The sequence below is a fragment of the Streptomyces glaucescens genome, from assembly GCF_000761215.1.
GTDB classification, from domain to species: Bacteria; Actinomycetota; Actinomycetes; order Streptomycetales; family Streptomycetaceae; genus Streptomyces; species Streptomyces glaucescens_B.
The window spans coordinates 4,229,535-4,243,067 of record NZ_CP009438.1 but is presented as its reverse complement, the minus strand read 5'-3'; the positions used below and the strand labels follow the sequence as shown (position 1 = coordinate 4,243,067).

Below are 13,533 nucleotides of genomic sequence, written 5' to 3'. Positions count from 1 at the left end.
CGTCCGCCGCGGCCGTCGTCCGGGTCACCGTCGTCGGCGCGCACGACGCGGGGCGGGCGGGTGACGCGTCAACACGCGCCCCACGCCCGCCCCTTGGAGGATGCGGCCGCCGGTGCCCTAGGGAACCGCCGCCGCGTCGGGCGACTTGGAGCCCGTGGAGCCCGGCTCGGGGCCGTTCTCGTCGCCCATCGCGATGCCGCGCCGCTTGGAGACGTAGACGGCGCCCACGATCACCAGGAACGCGAGCACGGCGACCAGCACCCGGACGCCCACGTTCTCGTCGGCGCCGTACGAGAACTTGATGATCGCCGGCGCGATCAGCAGCGACACCAGGTTCATCACCTTCAGCAGCGGGTTGATCGCCGGACCCGCGGTGTCCTTGAACGGGTCGCCGACCGTGTCGCCGATCACCGTCGCGGCGTGCGCGTCGCTGCCCTTTCCGCCGTGGTGGCCGTCCTCGACCAGCTTCTTGGCGTTGTCCCAGGCGCCACCGGAGTTGGCGAGGAACACCGCCATCAGGGTGCCCGCGCCGATCGCACCCGCGAGATAGGCGCCGAGGGCGCCGACGCCCAGCGTGAACCCGACGAAGATCGGCGCCATGACCGCGAGCAGACCCGGTGTGGCCAGCTCCCGCAGTGCGTCCTTCGTGCAGATGTCGACGACCTTCCCGTACTCGGGTTTCTCGCTGTAGTCCATGATCCCGGGACGCTCGCGGAACTGGCGGCGCACCTCGAACACCACCGAACCCGCCGACCGTGAGACGGCGTTGACGGCCAGTCCGGAGAAGAGGAAGACGACCGCCGCGCCCGCGATCAGGCCGACCAGGTTGTTGGGCTGCGAGATGTCCATCGCGAGGGTCAGCGGAGCGCCCTCGCCGGCCAGCTTCTCGCCGACGTCGCGCGCGCCGGTGGTGATGGCGTCGCGGTACGACCCGAAGAGCGCCGCCGCCGCGAGCACGGCGGTCGCGATGGCGATGCCCTTGGTGATCGCCTTGGTGGTGTTGCCGACGGCGTCCAGGTTGGTGAGCACCTGCGCGCCCGCGCCCTCGACGTCGCCGGACATCTCGGCGATGCCCTGCGCGTTGTCGGAGACCGGTCCGAAGGTGTCCATCGCCACGATCACCCCGACCGTGGTGAGCAGCCCGGTGCCCGCCAGCGCCACCGCGAACAGCGCCAGCATGATCGACGTACCGCCGAGCAGGAAGGCCCCGTAGACCCCGAGGCCGATCAGCAGGGCGGTGTAGACGGCCGATTCGAGACCCACCGAGACACCGGCGAGGACGACGGTGGCGGGACCGGTGAGGGCGCTCTTGCCGATGTCCCGCACCGGGCGGCGGCTGGTCTCGGTGAAGTAGCCGGTGAGCTGCTGGATGACGGCGGCGAGCAGGATGCCGATCGCCACCGCGACCAGCGCGAGGATCCGCGGGTCGCCGTCCTTCGCCAGGATCGCCTCGTCGGTGACCCCGTCCAGCTCGGAGTACTTCCCCGGCAGGTAGGCGAAGACCGCGATGGCCACCAGCGCCAGCGAGATCACCGCGGAGATGAAGAAGCCGCGGTTGATCGCGCTCATCCCGCTGCGGTCGGCGCGCCGCGGGGCCACCGCGAAGATGCCGATCATGGCGGTGAGCACGCCGATCGCCGGGACGAGCAGCGGGAACGCCAGCCCCGCGTCGCCGAACGCCGCGGTGCCCAGGATCAGTGCGGCCACCAGGGTGACGGCGTACGACTCGAAGAGGTCGGCCGCCATGCCCGCGCAGTCGCCGACGTTGTCGCCCACGTTGTCGGCGATGGTCGCGGCATTGCGCGGGTCGTCCTCCGGAATGCCCTGCTCGACCTTGCCGACCAGGTCGGCGCCGACGTCGGCGGCCTTGGTGAAGATGCCGCCGCCGACACGCATGAACATCGCGATCAGCGCGGCGCCGAGACCGAAGCCCTCCAGCACCTTGGGCGCGTCGGCCGCGTACACCAGCACCACGCAGGACGCGCCCAGCAGACCGAGCCCCACCGTGAACATGCCGACCACACCGCCCGTACGGAAAGCGATCTTCATCGCTTTGTGCGAGACGGCGGTGAGATCCTTTTCCGGCTCACCCGGCGCGGGAGTCGCCTCGCGGGCGGCCGCGGCGACCCGGACATTGCTGCGCACGGCGAGCCACATGCCGATATAGCCGGTGGCCGCCGAGAACGCCGCGCCGATCAAGAAGAACACCGATCGGCCGGCGCGCTGATTCCAGTCGTCCGCGGGCAGCAGCATGAGCAGGAAGAACACGACGACCGCGAATACGCCGAGTGTGCGCAACTGCCGGGCCAGATAGGCGTTCGCGCCCTCCTGCACCGCGGCCGCGATCTTCTTCATGCTGTCGGTGCCCTCGCCGGCCGCGAGCACCTGGCGCAGCAGCGCCCCGGCGACCAGGAGCGCAGCCAGTGCCACCGCTCCGATGACCACCACCATGGCTCGGTTGCCGTCGGTGAGCACCGCTGCCGCGAGGGCTGTGGAGTGATCCAGCCGATCGAGCTGATCTGGAGAAGAAAGCCCCGCCATTCGTCCTCCTTGACGCTTGGGCTGAGCTCACGATGTGGACGGATTCCGAAGATCTTTTCCGGAGATCTGTTCCGGATCAAAACAGTACGCGGAAAACGGAATCCGTACACCCCGGCGCACTCCGAGTAATGCCCCCGAAGCATTCTGGGCCATTCGGGTGAACCGCGGGGTCCGGCAGTGATCGCGAATTGATCGTGAATTCCTTCACGAATATCGCGCGAGGCCCGGCATCGGCCGGCGGAGGAAAAAAACGAGGGCCCTGCCGAGCAGGGCCCTCGATGGCGTGCGAGCGGTGCGCGTCAGGGCAGCACCGCGGCCGACGGGGGTGTGGTCGGCCAGGTCATCCGGATCGAGCCGCCGTCCGCGCCCGTGCTGACCTTCATGTCGTCGACGAGGCCGCTGATGACCGCGAGGCCCATCTCGTCCTCCTCGACCTCCACGTCGGCGTCCTCGGACGCGCCGGGAGAGCCGTCGTGCACATGGTGCGGGGCTTCGTCGCCGACCTCGATGGAGAACTGTTTCTCCTCTTCGATCAGCAGCACCCGAACCGGCGCGGTGATCCCGCTGTTCTGGTGCAGGCCGACCGCACGGGAGCAGGCCTCGCCGACGGCCAGCCGGACCTCGTCGAGGACGGCCTCGTCCACTCCGGCCTTGCGGGCTACGGAAGCGGCCACCAGCCGGGCGGTCCTGACGTGTCCGGGGACCGCACTGAAGCGGAGCTCAACGGTGGCCATGCATCCCCCTCGGAGCTACGGGCGTGCTGTCGGAAGGCCCGGGCCGCCGCGAGCCCGGACCCCCTTCCTTCCACTCTGCGGTCCGGGCCACCGCCCGGACCACAGGTCAGTCGGTCGCCGCAACCGCGTCCTCGACCGAGGTGTGGATCGGGAACACCTTGGTGAGACCGGTGATGCGGAAGATCTTCAGAATGCGCTCCTGGTTGCAGACCAGGCGCAGCGAGCCCTCGTGGGCACGCACGCGCTTCAGGCCGCCGACCAGCACGCCGAGCCCGGTGGAGTCGAGGAAGTCCACGCCCTCCATGTCGACGACGAGGTGGAAACTGCCGTCGTTCACCAGCTCGACCAACTGCTCGCGCAGCTTGGGCGCGGTATATACGTCGATTTCGCCACCGACCCTGACGATCGTGCGATCGCCCACGGTCTCGGTCGACAGGGACAGGTCCACGGATCCTCCAGCACCTTGCTATCGAGCGGTCGTCCTCGGGGCATCTCGGTTTTCAGCCCCCATGACGGTTCGCCAGCCGCGATGGCATTCAATCACTTACCGGCAGGCGTGCACGACGCCTTGGTCCCATTGTCCGTCACGCCAGTGACACACTCGGTGCCGATGGCCAAGAATCACCGATCCGATCGATCCCCGGCTGACCCCGTGTCCCGCCTCGGGCCGGGCACGGTCCTGGACCGGCTCGCCTCCGGGCCGAGCCGGGCTTCGCGCATCACTCATACGGAGCACTTGCCCCCGCGTGCGGGTCGCCATGCCGTCTGGCCGGACCGGATCCGTCCGGAGGTGATCGCCGCGGTCCGGGCCGCGGGGATCGAGCACCCCTGGGCCCATCAGGCGCGCGCCGCCGAGCACGCCCTGGACGGCGACTGCGTGGTGGTCGCCACCGGTACCGCCTCCGGCAAGTCCCTGGCCTATCTGGTCCCCGTGCTCTCCACTCTTCTGGACGGTTCCGAGGCCCCGAACGGCCGTGGCTCGACCGCCCTCTACCTGGCCCCCACCAAGGCGCTCGCGGCGGACCAGTGCCGATCGGTGAAGGAACTCTCACGACCTCTGGGCCACGCCGTCAGGCCGGCCGTGTACGACGGCGACACGCCGTTCGAGGAACGCGAGTGGATCCGCCAGTACGCCACGTACGTCCTCACCAACCCCGACATGCTCCACCGCGGCATATTGCCGTCCCACCCCCGCTGGTCCTCCTTCCTCAAGTCGCTCAAGTACGTCGTGATCGACGAGTGCCACACCTACCGGGGCGTGTTCGGCTCCCATGTCGCCCAGGTGCTGCGCCGGCTGCGCCGGCTGTGCGCCCGCTACGGCGCCGACCCCGTCTTCCTGCTGGCCTCCGCCACCGCCGCCGAGCCCGCCGTCGCCGCCCGCCGGCTCACCGGCCTGCCCGTGGTGGAGGTCGCCGACGACGCCTCCCCGCGCGGTGAGCTGGTGTTCGCCCTGTGGGAACCGCCGCTCACCGAGATGCAGGGCGAGAAGGGTGCCCCGGTCCGCCGCACCGCCACCGCCGAGACCGCGGACCTGCTCACCGACCTCACCCTCCAGGGCGTGCGCTCGGTCGCCTTCGTCCGCTCCCGGCGCGGCGCGGAGCTGATCTCCGTCATCGCCCAGGAACGGCTCCGCGAGATCGACCGCTCGCTGGTGCGGCGGGTCGCGGCCTACCGGGGCGGCTACCTCCCGGAGGAGCGCCGCGCCCTGGAACGCGCCCTGCACTCCGGCGAACTCCTCGGTCTCGCCGCCACCACCGCCCTGGAGCTCGGCGTGGACGTCTCCGGCCTGGACGCGGTCGTGATCGCCGGCTACCCCGGCACCCGCGCTTCCCTGTGGCAGCAGGCCGGCCGCGCGGGCCGTTCCGGGCAGGGCGCCCTGGCCGTCCTGGTCGCCCGCGACGACCCGCTGGACACCTTCCTCGTCCACCACCCCGAGGCCCTGTTCGACCAGCCGGTGGAATCCACCGTCCTCGATCCCGACAACCCCTACGTCCTCGCCCCGCACCTGTGCGCCGCCGCCGCGGAACTGCCGCTGACCGAGGACGACCTGGAACTGTTCGGGCCCGAGGCAGCGGACCTGCTGCCGCAGCTGGAGGCCGCGAAGCTGCTGCGCCGCCGCACCAGGGCCTGGCACTGGACCCGCCGGGAACGGGCCGCCGACCTCACCGACATCCGCGGCGAGGGCGGACGGCCGGTCCAGATCGTCGAGGCCGGCACGGGCCGGCTGCTCGGCACGGTCGACGAGGGCGCCGCGCACGCCTCCGTCCACGAGGGCGCCGTCCACCTCCACCAGGGCCGCACCTACCTGGTCCGCTCCCTCGACCTGGACGACTCGGTCGCCCTCGTCGAGGAGGCCAGCCCGCCGTACTCCACCGTCGCCCGCGACACCACCTCCATCTCCGTCCTCGAGACCGACACCGAGATCCCCTGGGGCGAGGGCCGCCTCTGCTACGGCTCCGTCGAAGTCACCAACCAGGTGGTCTCCTTCCTCCGCCGGCGCCTGATCACCGGCGAGGTCCTGGGTGAGACGAAGCTGGACCTCCCTCCGCGCACCCTGCGCACCCGGGCGGTGTGGTGGACGGTCACCGAGGACCAGCTCGACGAGGCCCGCATCAGCCCCGAGATCCTGGGCGGGGCCCTGCACGCCGCCGAGCACGCGTCGATCGGCATGCTGCCGCTCTTCGCGACCTGTGACCGCTGGGACATCGGCGGCGTCTCCATCCCGCTGCACCCCGACACCCTCCTGCCGACCGTGTTCGTCTACGACGGCCACCCCGGCGGCGCGGGCTTCGCCGAGCGCGCCTTCCACACGGCACGCGCCTGGCTCACCGCCACCCGCCAGGCGATCGCCTCCTGCGAGTGCGACGCCGGCTGCCCCTCCTGCATCCAGTCCCCCAAGTGCGGCAACGGCAACGACCCCCTGCACAAGCGGGGCGCGGTCCGGCTCCTCACCGTGCTCCTGCGGGGCGCCCCCGCCGAGAAGCCCCCGGAGGCGGACGGGACGGAGGGGGCGTAGCCCGCAGGGCGGAGGGGCCGAGGGGTCGTATCGCCCCTCCGCCCCCAGGCACGCCCCGGCCCGAGGGGGCGCGGCCCGGGCCCAACCGGGCTGGCGTAACCCCGTCCTCCGAAGGCGAAGGGCTCATGCCGCCCGGCGGTGCCTCCGGAAGAGGTGGTGGCGGAGGGCCGGGGGCCGTCCCGCCGGGCCCGCCCGGGCCCTGGCCTCCGCCGCGAACGGCCCGCTGCCCGCCGCGACCGACACGTCGGAGATCTCCCCGACGACCGCGCACCGCACGAGCCGCGTGCCCTGAACCCGTGCCACCCGGTCCGCCCGGGCGCAGGCCTCGGCGGTGCCGTGCGCCCAGTGGTCCGCCGCCGCGAGCGCCGCGAGGTCCGCGCCGCCCGCCGCGCGGTGCCGGGCCACGACCGCCTGCCCCAGGGCGAGCACCACTCCGAACACCACACACAGCGCGGCGATCGCCCCGACGCTCCACACGGTGGCCGAACCCCGGTCGGCCCCCGTCCTCCGCGCGCGGCGCATCACCGCCCTCACGGCGACGCTCCCGGCGCCGGGGTGCCCTCCACGGACGCCACCGCCTCCTCGCGCAACTCGAACGCCAGATCGCCCAGCACCGGCGGCGTCGCGGTCACCACGACCCTGACCCGGTCCCCCTCCCTGGCGACCGTGACCTTCGCCCCGTGCGGAGCAGCCTCCCTGGCCAGTGCGGCGACCGCGTCGGCCGGGTCCTGGCGGGCCGCCGCGCGGGCGCCGGTGCGGGCCGCGTCCACACACTGGATCTGGGCGGCCACCACCAGCAGCCCCCAGGCCAGCGCCATCGCGACCGCGACCAGCACGGGCAGCACCACGGCCGACTCCGCCGTCACGAACCCGTCGTCCCGGCCCGCCCGCCGCCGCCGCTCACATCCCGGCATCGAGGGCCCGCTTGACGATGCTGTGCAGTGCCGCACTGACCTGTCCGCTGGTCACCACCTTGTACAGCAGCAGTGCGAAGCCCGCCGCCGCGACGATGCCCACCGCGTACTCCGAGGTGACCATGCCGGCATCCTCCCGCCCACCACGCAGTCCGCGCAGCGCGTCCACCATGGCCCGCACCCGCGCCCGTACCACCTTGCTCATCCGGCTCATCCCGATCTCCTCACTCGTCCTCGTGCTCGTCCTGCTCGTCCTGCTCGTCCTGCTCGCATGCGCCCACCTCGTCCTCCTCGGTCCCGGCCACCGCCGCTCACCGGCTCCGGCCACCGCCGCTAGCCACCACCCCCGCCCATCACCTCGCCCGCCATCCCGATCACCACGGGCAGTACGCCGATCGCGAGGAAGGCAGGCAGGAAGCACAGCCCCACCGGCGCCGTCACCAGGACCGCGGCCCGCCGGGCCCGCACCGTCGCGGCGCGCGCCCAGCCGGCGCGGGCGTCGGCCGCGAGCCGGGCGGCCGGCCCGGCGGCGGGCAGGCCCGACACATCGGCCCGCTCCAGCAGCCTCGCCAGACCCTCGGCACCCGGGATCGCGCCCAGGGCCCGCCAGGCCTCCCCTGGTTCTCCGCCCAGGCGGACCTCCGCCGCGCCCCGCGCCAGCGCCTGGCCCACGGGCCCGCCCAGTGCCTCGCCCACGGCCCGCGCGGCCGTCACCGGGGCGGCTCCGGCGGCGGCACAGGCGGCCAGCAGATCGGCGGCGAGGGGGAGCTGCCGGGTGGCCGCACGGGTGTCGGGCACCGCGCCGGTCACCGTCCCCCGCCGCCGCCCGCGCCACCGCCGCAACGCCACGGCCGCCAGCACCCCCGCCACGACCCCGGGAACGCCGCCCACCAGTGCCCACCCGGCACCTGTCACGGCCAGCTCCGGCAGCACGCGCCGCACCGCACCCGGCAGGTCCACGGGCGGCCGCACCGGCCTGGGCTCCGGGCTCACCAGGACGGCCGCGAGCCGCCGCCGCATCCGGCGCTCGCGCCGTGCCGCCGTGACCCGGTGGGCCGACCAGCCGAGGGCCAGCGCCATCCCGAGCAGTGTCCCCAGCCTGTGGACGGCGTCCGCACTCACGGCCGCCGCCTGCGCCACGCTCATGCCGCCTCCTCCGCGGCCCGGACGATCCGCAGCACCCACCACAGCCCCGCGGCCTCCAGCGCCGCGCCGAGCACCAGGCAGACCAGGCCCGGCCCGGTGTGCAGCAGTACGCGCAGGGGGTCGGCGCCGAGAGCGGTGCCGAGGAGGAGGCCCAGCGCCGGCAGTGCGGCGAGCATGGCGGCGGTGGCGCGGGCGCCGGACAACTGGGCGCGCAGCTCGGCGCGCTGGTCGCGTTCGGCGCGCAGGGCCGCTTCCAGCCGTTCGAGTCCGGCCGCGAGGCCCGCGCCGTGGTCGACGGCCACCTGCCAGCACGCCGCGAGCCCGAGCAGTCCTTCGGCACCGGGTTGCCGGGCCGCCGCCGCGAGCGCCTCCGGGACCTCGCCGCCGAAGCGGGCCGCCGCCAGTACGGCCGCCTGGGCGCCGGCGAGTCCTCCGGTGTCGTGCGCGGCGCGCTGCAGCGCCTCGCCGGGCTGCCGCCCGGCCCGCACCTCCCCGGCGAGTGCCGCGCACAGGGCGATCACCGCTTCGCCCCGGCGTTCCCGGGCCAGCCGTGACTCCCTGGCCAGCCGAGCACGGCGCAGCAGCGGCACTCCGGCCGCCCCCGCGACGGCCGGCAGCGGTGACGAACCCAGCACCGCGAGCAGCGCACCGGCGGCCACCGCCCACCACTCGGCCCCCAGCCGCCCGCGCAGCCGCCGCGCCAGGACCGTCCACCGCCACGGTGGCGGCCCGGTGCCCACGGCCCCGGTACCCACCGTCCCGCCGCCCGCGAGCAGCAGCCGTGCCCGGCGTGCCGCGGAGTGCGGGCCGCCCATCGTCCAGGCGGCCGCCCCGGCGCACAGCACCGCCGCGCCCATCGCCGTCCCGCCGACCGCTGTCTCACCCATGCCGCGCTCCCTCGGTCCCCTCGTCGCTCCACTCGTCGCCCAGCAGCTCCCGCAGCCGCTCCCAGCCCCGCTCGCGCACGAACCCCCGCGCGCCCCAGCGCACTGCGGGTACGGTCCGCACCAGTCCGGTCGGGTCCCGTTCCAGCACCCGCACCTCGGCGATGCGGCGCCGCCCGGACCGGTCGCGCACCAGGTGCAGCACGACCGACAGGGCCGCCGCGAGCTGGCTGTGCAGCGCGGCCCGGTCGAGCCCGGCGGCGGTGCCCAGCGCCTCCAGCCGGGCCGGCACATCGGCGGCGGCGTTGGCGTGCACGGTGCCGCAGCCGCCTTCGTGGCCGGTGTTCAACGCGGCCAGCAGATGCACCACCTCGGCCCCGCGCACCTCGCCGACGACCAGCCGGTCGGGCCGCATCCGCAGTGCCTGGCGCACCAGGTCCTCCAGGGTCACCAGGCCCGCGCCCTCCTGGTTGGCGGGTCTGGTCTCCAGCCGGACGACGTGCGGGTGGTCGGGGCGCAGCTCGGCGGAGTCCTCGGCGAGCACGATCCGCTCACCCGGTCCGACCAGCCCGAGCAGTGCGCTGAGCAGGCTCGTCTTGCCGCTGCCGGTGCCGCCGCTGATCAGGAAGGACAGCCGGGCCCGCAGCATGGCGCGCAGCACCCGGTCCCCGCCCGGCGGAACGGTGCCCGCGGTGACCAGTTCGTCGAGCGTGAACGCACGGGGCCGGACCACCCGCAGCGCCAGGCAGGTGCAGCCGACCGCCACCGGAGGCAGCACCGCGTGCAGCCGGGTGCCGTCGGGCAGCCGGGCGTCGACCCAGGGCCGGGCGTCGTCGAGCCGCCGACCGGCCACTGCGGCGAGGCGTTGCGCGAGCCGTCGCACGGCGCCCGCGTCCGCGAACGCCACGGACGTCAGCTCGAGCCCACCGCCCCGGTCCACCCACACCCGGTCCGGTGCCGAGACCAGGACGTCGGTCACCGACGGGTCGGCGAGCAGCGGCTCCAGCGGCCCGCTGCCGACCAGTTCGGAGCGCAGCCGTTCGGCGGTGCCGAGGACTTCCGCGTCGCCGAGCACCCGTCCCTGTTCGCGCAGCGCCTGCGCCACCCGCGCGGGTGTGGGCTCGGCCCCGTGCTCGGCCAGCCACTGCCGAACGCTGTCCAGCAGCGGTACGGAAGGCCCGGGGGCGGACGGGCCCGCCACGAAGACTCCCCGTGCGGACGAGCCCGCCGCGGACCCTGCAGAGGACGGATACGGGCCGGAACGACCCGTCGATGACGGATACGGGCCGGAACGACCCGTCGATGACGGATACGGGCCGGAACCACCCGTCGGGGACGGATACGGGCCGGACCCACCCGTCGGAGACGGATACGAGCCGGACCCACCCGTCGGAGACGGATACGGGCCGGACCCACCCGTCGGGGACGGATACGGGCCGGACCCACCCGCCGCAGGCGGACCCGGGGCGAAGTGATCCGTCAGGGACGTGCCCCGGGCGGACCGGCCCACTGGGGAACGGCCCTCCCCGTATCGACTCCCCGCGGAACGACGCGTGGCCGAACGGCGCGGCACCACGGCGTGTCCCCCGGTCATGCCGTTCCCGCCTCGACCAGCGCCCGCTCCCAGAAGTCCTTGCAGAACCGTGCGAGCGGCCCGCGACCGCCCGCGCCGGGCGGCTCCTTGCCGTCGGCCAGGCGTGACAGCCCGGGCTCGACGGGCAGTTCTCCGGCCAGGGGCAGCCCCAACAGCCGGGCCACCTCGTGGTCGTCCAGGCCCGGGGCGTACGGTCCGCGGACGGCGACGCGCAGATCGCGCAGCACCATGCCGACGGCGGAGGCCATGCGCCCGGCCGCCGCGACGGCACGCAGCTCGGCCGGGACGACGAGGACGCCGAGGTCGAGCTGGGCGAGGATCTCGGCCACACCGTCGTCGATCCGGCGGGGCAGGTCGACGACGACGGTGCCGCCGCGGCGCCGGGCGGCGGCGAGCACCGCCCGTACGGCCTGCGGGGCGATGGCGAGGCAGTCGCCGCGGTCCCAGCTGAGCACCCGCAGCGCGTGCAGCTCGGGCAGTGACTCCTCCAGGGCGCCGCTGCCGACCCGGCCGCGCGAGGCGGCGAAGGCGGGCCAGCGCAGTCCGTCCGCGGTCTCCCCGCCGAGCAGGATGTCGAGTCCGCCGCCGAGCGGATCGGCGTCCACGAGCAGGGTGCGCAGTCCCTCCCGCGCGGAGGTGACGGCGAGGGCGCACGCGAGTGTGGAGGCCCCGGCGCCGCCCCGGCCGCCGATGACGCCGACGGTGAGCGCGGGCCGGCCGACGCCCTCGGTGACGTCCGCGATCCGGTCGACCAGCCACTGCTCCCCGTCGGGCAGCATCAGGACGTGGTCGGCGCCGATCTCCACGGCTCGCCGCCACACCCCTGGGTCGTCCTGGTCCCGGCCGACCAGCACCACGCCGCCGCCGCGCGGGGCGCCGCGCAGCCGCCGTGCGGCGTCGTCGCCGACCAGCACGAGCGGCGCGGCCTCCCAGCCGCCGCCGCGTTCGGGCGGGCCGTGCCGCACCTCGGGTGTCGCTCCGGCGGCGGCACACAGGCGGAGCAGGTCGTCGAGGAGTTCGGGGTCCTCGGTGACGATCAGCGGTCGGCCCGGCCGGCCACCGGCGGTGGACGGCTGTTCGGATGTGGTGGATCCGGCCATGACGGATGTCCCCTTCGCTGTCTGGGCTGTCTGGGCTGGGCGAGCCGCCGGGGGCTCTCAGCGGTCCGGCCGTGTCGCTGGCGGGCCCCGGAAGGCCCGCGATTGCGGCGGACGGAGAACCGGCGACCGGGCCGCCCATATGAGCGGCCGACAGAAACCGGCCATACGCACACCACAAACGGAACCGTCCGGAACTCGTCCCGAGCGAGGCGCGTGGGAATCACGATGAGGCGAGCGCGAAAATGATGTGGATCTTGGTCGATAACTGTGGACAACCGGACCCCTGTGAATATCGCCGTCACCCATACCGGTGAGCCCTGGGCGCCCCCGCACCCTCTCCTGTGCGACTTCCGCAGAGGAGTCCGATGACTACGGAGAGTGAGGGATCATGGGCAGGGGGAACTCGCGGCCCGAGTCGGCCGAACGCGGCGTCCACGCCGATCAATGAAGGGGAAAACCCACCCGGACATGCGACGACCCCCGCCGGGGGGGAGAGCGGGGGTCGTCCCCACGGCCGACTCGGGGGGGGAGGAGTCGGACCGGGTTAGCACGGTCGCGAACGATCCGTGACTTCCATGGTGTACCCGAGAGCCCTCTCAGGCAAACCCACGCGCCCCACCTTACGCCGAATGGGCTGCGCCTATGCTCTGGGTCGTGGAAAACCACTCCTTGCCCCGCACAGCGGCCTTCTTTGACCTGGACAAGACGGTCATTGCGAAGTCGAGCACGCTCACCTTCAGCAAGTCCTTCTACCAAGGCGGACTGATCAACCGCAGGGCCGCCTTGCGGACCGCGTATGCCCAGTTCGTCTTCCTCGTCGGCGGTATGGACCACGACCAGATGGAACGGACGCGCGAGTATCTGTCCCGGCTCGTCCGCGGCTGGAACGTCCAGCAGGTGAAGGAGATCGTCGCCGAGACCCTGCACGACCTCATCGACCCGCTCATCTACGACGAGGCGGCCTCGCTCATCGAGGAGCACCACACCGCCGGCCGCGACGTGGTGATCGTCTCCACCTCGGGCTCCGAGGTCGTCGAGCCGATCGGGGAGCTGCTGGGCGCCGACCGGGTGGTGGCCACCCGGATGGTCGTCGGCGAGGACGGCTGCTACACCGGCGAGGTCGAGTACTACGCCTACGGCCCCACGAAGGCGGAGGCGATCCGGGAACTCGCCGCGTCCGAGGGCTACGACCTGGCGCGCTGCTACGCCTACAGCGACTCCGCGACCGACCTGCCGATGCTGGAGTCCGTCGGGCATCCGCACGCCGTGAACCCGGATCGGGCACTGCGCCGGGAGGCCGTTTCACGCGGCTGGCCGATCCTCGACTTCCACCGTCCGGTGCGGCTCAAGCAGCGGCTGCCCGCCTTCTCCGTGCCGCCGCGCCCCGCCTTGGTGGCGGCGGCGGCGATAGGAGCGGCGGCGGCGACGGCGGGCCTCGTCTGGTACGCGAGCCGCCGGCGCGCCGCCGTTCTCTGAGCCTGCTTGAACGCGAAAGTAAAAACTGGAGCCACCACTTCCGCTTACTGCCGGTCAGGAGTACAAAGGACTCAACGGCCCGCGAGACCAAGGACATCCGAGAGGATCACCTTCAGAAACGCAATTGG

The 13,533-nt window shown here is 73.6% G+C and carries 12 protein-coding genes; 2 read left to right on the top strand and 10 right to left on the bottom strand.

Annotation, left to right across the window (positions count from 1 at the left end; translation table 11 throughout):
* Nucleotides 1–117: 117 nt before the first annotated feature.
* The 3 genes from SGLAU_RS18360 to bldG all read right to left on the bottom strand — a co-directional run bounded on the left by SGLAU_RS18360 (nucleotide 118) and on the right by bldG (nucleotide 3,723).
* Nucleotides 118–2,541, bottom strand: a complete 2,424-nt coding sequence (locus SGLAU_RS18360; RefSeq protein ID WP_043502853.1) for a sodium-translocating pyrophosphatase — start codon at nucleotides 2,539–2,541, stop codon at nucleotides 118–120.
* A 299-nt stretch (nucleotides 2,542–2,840) separates the two neighbouring features.
* Complete coding sequence (locus SGLAU_RS18355; RefSeq protein ID WP_043502851.1) at nucleotides 2,841–3,275, bottom strand: ATP-binding protein; 435 nt, start codon at nucleotides 3,273–3,275, stop codon at nucleotides 2,841–2,843.
* 106 nt (nucleotides 3,276–3,381) lie between these two features.
* A complete protein-coding gene (gene bldG / locus SGLAU_RS18350; protein ID WP_043502848.1) occupies nucleotides 3,382–3,723 on the bottom strand; it encodes an anti-sigma factor antagonist BldG in 342 nt (113 codons plus the stop codon).
* A gap of 81 nt (nucleotides 3,724–3,804) precedes the next feature.
* Here bldG and SGLAU_RS18345 point away from each other — a divergent pair, with 81 nt between their 5' ends.
* Nucleotides 3,805–6,291, top strand: coding sequence for a DEAD/DEAH box helicase (locus SGLAU_RS18345; RefSeq protein ID WP_078957771.1), 2,487 nt, complete (start codon nucleotides 3,805–3,807; stop codon nucleotides 6,289–6,291).
* Nucleotides 6,292–6,414: 123 nt separating this feature from the next.
* Here the strand turns inward: SGLAU_RS18345 and SGLAU_RS18340 are convergent, their stop codons facing one another.
* The 7 genes from SGLAU_RS18340 to ssd form a co-directional block, all read right to left on the bottom strand.
* On the bottom strand, nucleotides 6,415–6,768 hold the full coding sequence (locus tag SGLAU_RS18340; RefSeq protein WP_412556237.1) for an Rv3654c family TadE-like protein: 354 nt from the start codon (nucleotides 6,766–6,768) through the stop codon (nucleotides 6,415–6,417).
* Nucleotides 6,769–6,821: 53 nt separating this feature from the next.
* Nucleotides 6,822–7,205 (bottom strand): TadE family type IV pilus minor pilin, encoded by a 384-nt coding sequence (locus SGLAU_RS18335; RefSeq protein ID WP_078957770.1) that lies wholly within the window; start codon nucleotides 7,203–7,205, stop codon nucleotides 6,822–6,824.
* Nucleotides 7,192–7,410, bottom strand: coding sequence for a DUF4244 domain-containing protein (locus tag SGLAU_RS18330; protein WP_043506775.1), 219 nt, complete (start codon nucleotides 7,408–7,410; stop codon nucleotides 7,192–7,194). The genes SGLAU_RS18335 and SGLAU_RS18330 overlap by 14 nt, the downstream gene beginning before the upstream one ends.
* A gap of 128 nt (nucleotides 7,411–7,538) precedes the next feature.
* Entirely contained in the window at nucleotides 7,539–8,327 is a 789-nt protein-coding gene (locus SGLAU_RS18325; protein WP_043506772.1) for a type II secretion system F family protein, read from the bottom strand.
* A 20-nt stretch (nucleotides 8,328–8,347) separates the two neighbouring features.
* A complete protein-coding gene (locus tag SGLAU_RS18320; protein ID WP_043502843.1) occupies nucleotides 8,348–9,238 on the bottom strand; it encodes a type II secretion system F family protein in 891 nt (296 codons plus the stop codon).
* Entirely contained in the window at nucleotides 9,231–10,436 is a 1,206-nt protein-coding gene (locus tag SGLAU_RS18315; protein WP_043502841.1) for a TadA family conjugal transfer-associated ATPase, read from the bottom strand. The genes SGLAU_RS18320 and SGLAU_RS18315 overlap by 8 nt, the downstream gene beginning before the upstream one ends.
* A gap of 389 nt (nucleotides 10,437–10,825) precedes the next feature.
* Entirely contained in the window at nucleotides 10,826–11,929 is a 1,104-nt protein-coding gene (ssd, locus tag SGLAU_RS18310; protein WP_043502840.1) for a septum site-determining protein Ssd, read from the bottom strand.
* A gap of 642 nt (nucleotides 11,930–12,571) precedes the next feature.
* Here ssd and SGLAU_RS18305 point away from each other — a divergent pair.
* The gene (locus tag SGLAU_RS18305; protein WP_043502838.1) at nucleotides 12,572–13,405 is read left to right on the top strand and encodes an HAD family hydrolase; all 834 of its coding nucleotides are present in this window, start codon (nucleotides 12,572–12,574) and stop codon (nucleotides 13,403–13,405) included.
* The last annotated feature ends 128 nt before the right edge of the window (nucleotides 13,406–13,533 follow it).

Coding starts and splice junctions, on each gene's coding strand:
- SGLAU_RS18360 (WP_043502853.1), bottom strand. CDS start 2,541: ATGGCGGGGCTTTCTTCTCCAGATCAGCTCGATCGGCTGGATCACTCC.
- SGLAU_RS18355 (WP_043502851.1), bottom strand. CDS start 3,275: ATGGCCACCGTTGAGCTCCGCTTCAGTGCGGTCCCCGGACACGTCAGG.
- SGLAU_RS18345 (WP_078957771.1), top strand. CDS start 3,805: ATGGCATTCAATCACTTACCGGCAGGCGTGCACGACGCCTTGGTCCCA.
- SGLAU_RS18335 (WP_078957770.1), bottom strand. CDS start 7,205: ATGCCGGGATGTGAGCGGCGGCGGCGGGCGGGCCGGGACGACGGGTTC.
- SGLAU_RS18330 (WP_043506775.1), bottom strand. CDS start 7,410: ATGAGCAAGGTGGTACGGGCGCGGGTGCGGGCCATGGTGGACGCGCTG.
- SGLAU_RS18320 (WP_043502843.1), bottom strand. CDS start 9,238: ATGGGTGAGACAGCGGTCGGCGGGACGGCGATGGGCGCGGCGGTGCTG.
- ssd (WP_043502840.1), bottom strand. CDS start 11,929: ATGGCCGGATCCACCACATCCGAACAGCCGTCCACCGCCGGTGGCCGG.
- SGLAU_RS18305 (WP_043502838.1), top strand. CDS start 12,572: ATGCTCTGGGTCGTGGAAAACCACTCCTTGCCCCGCACAGCGGCCTTC.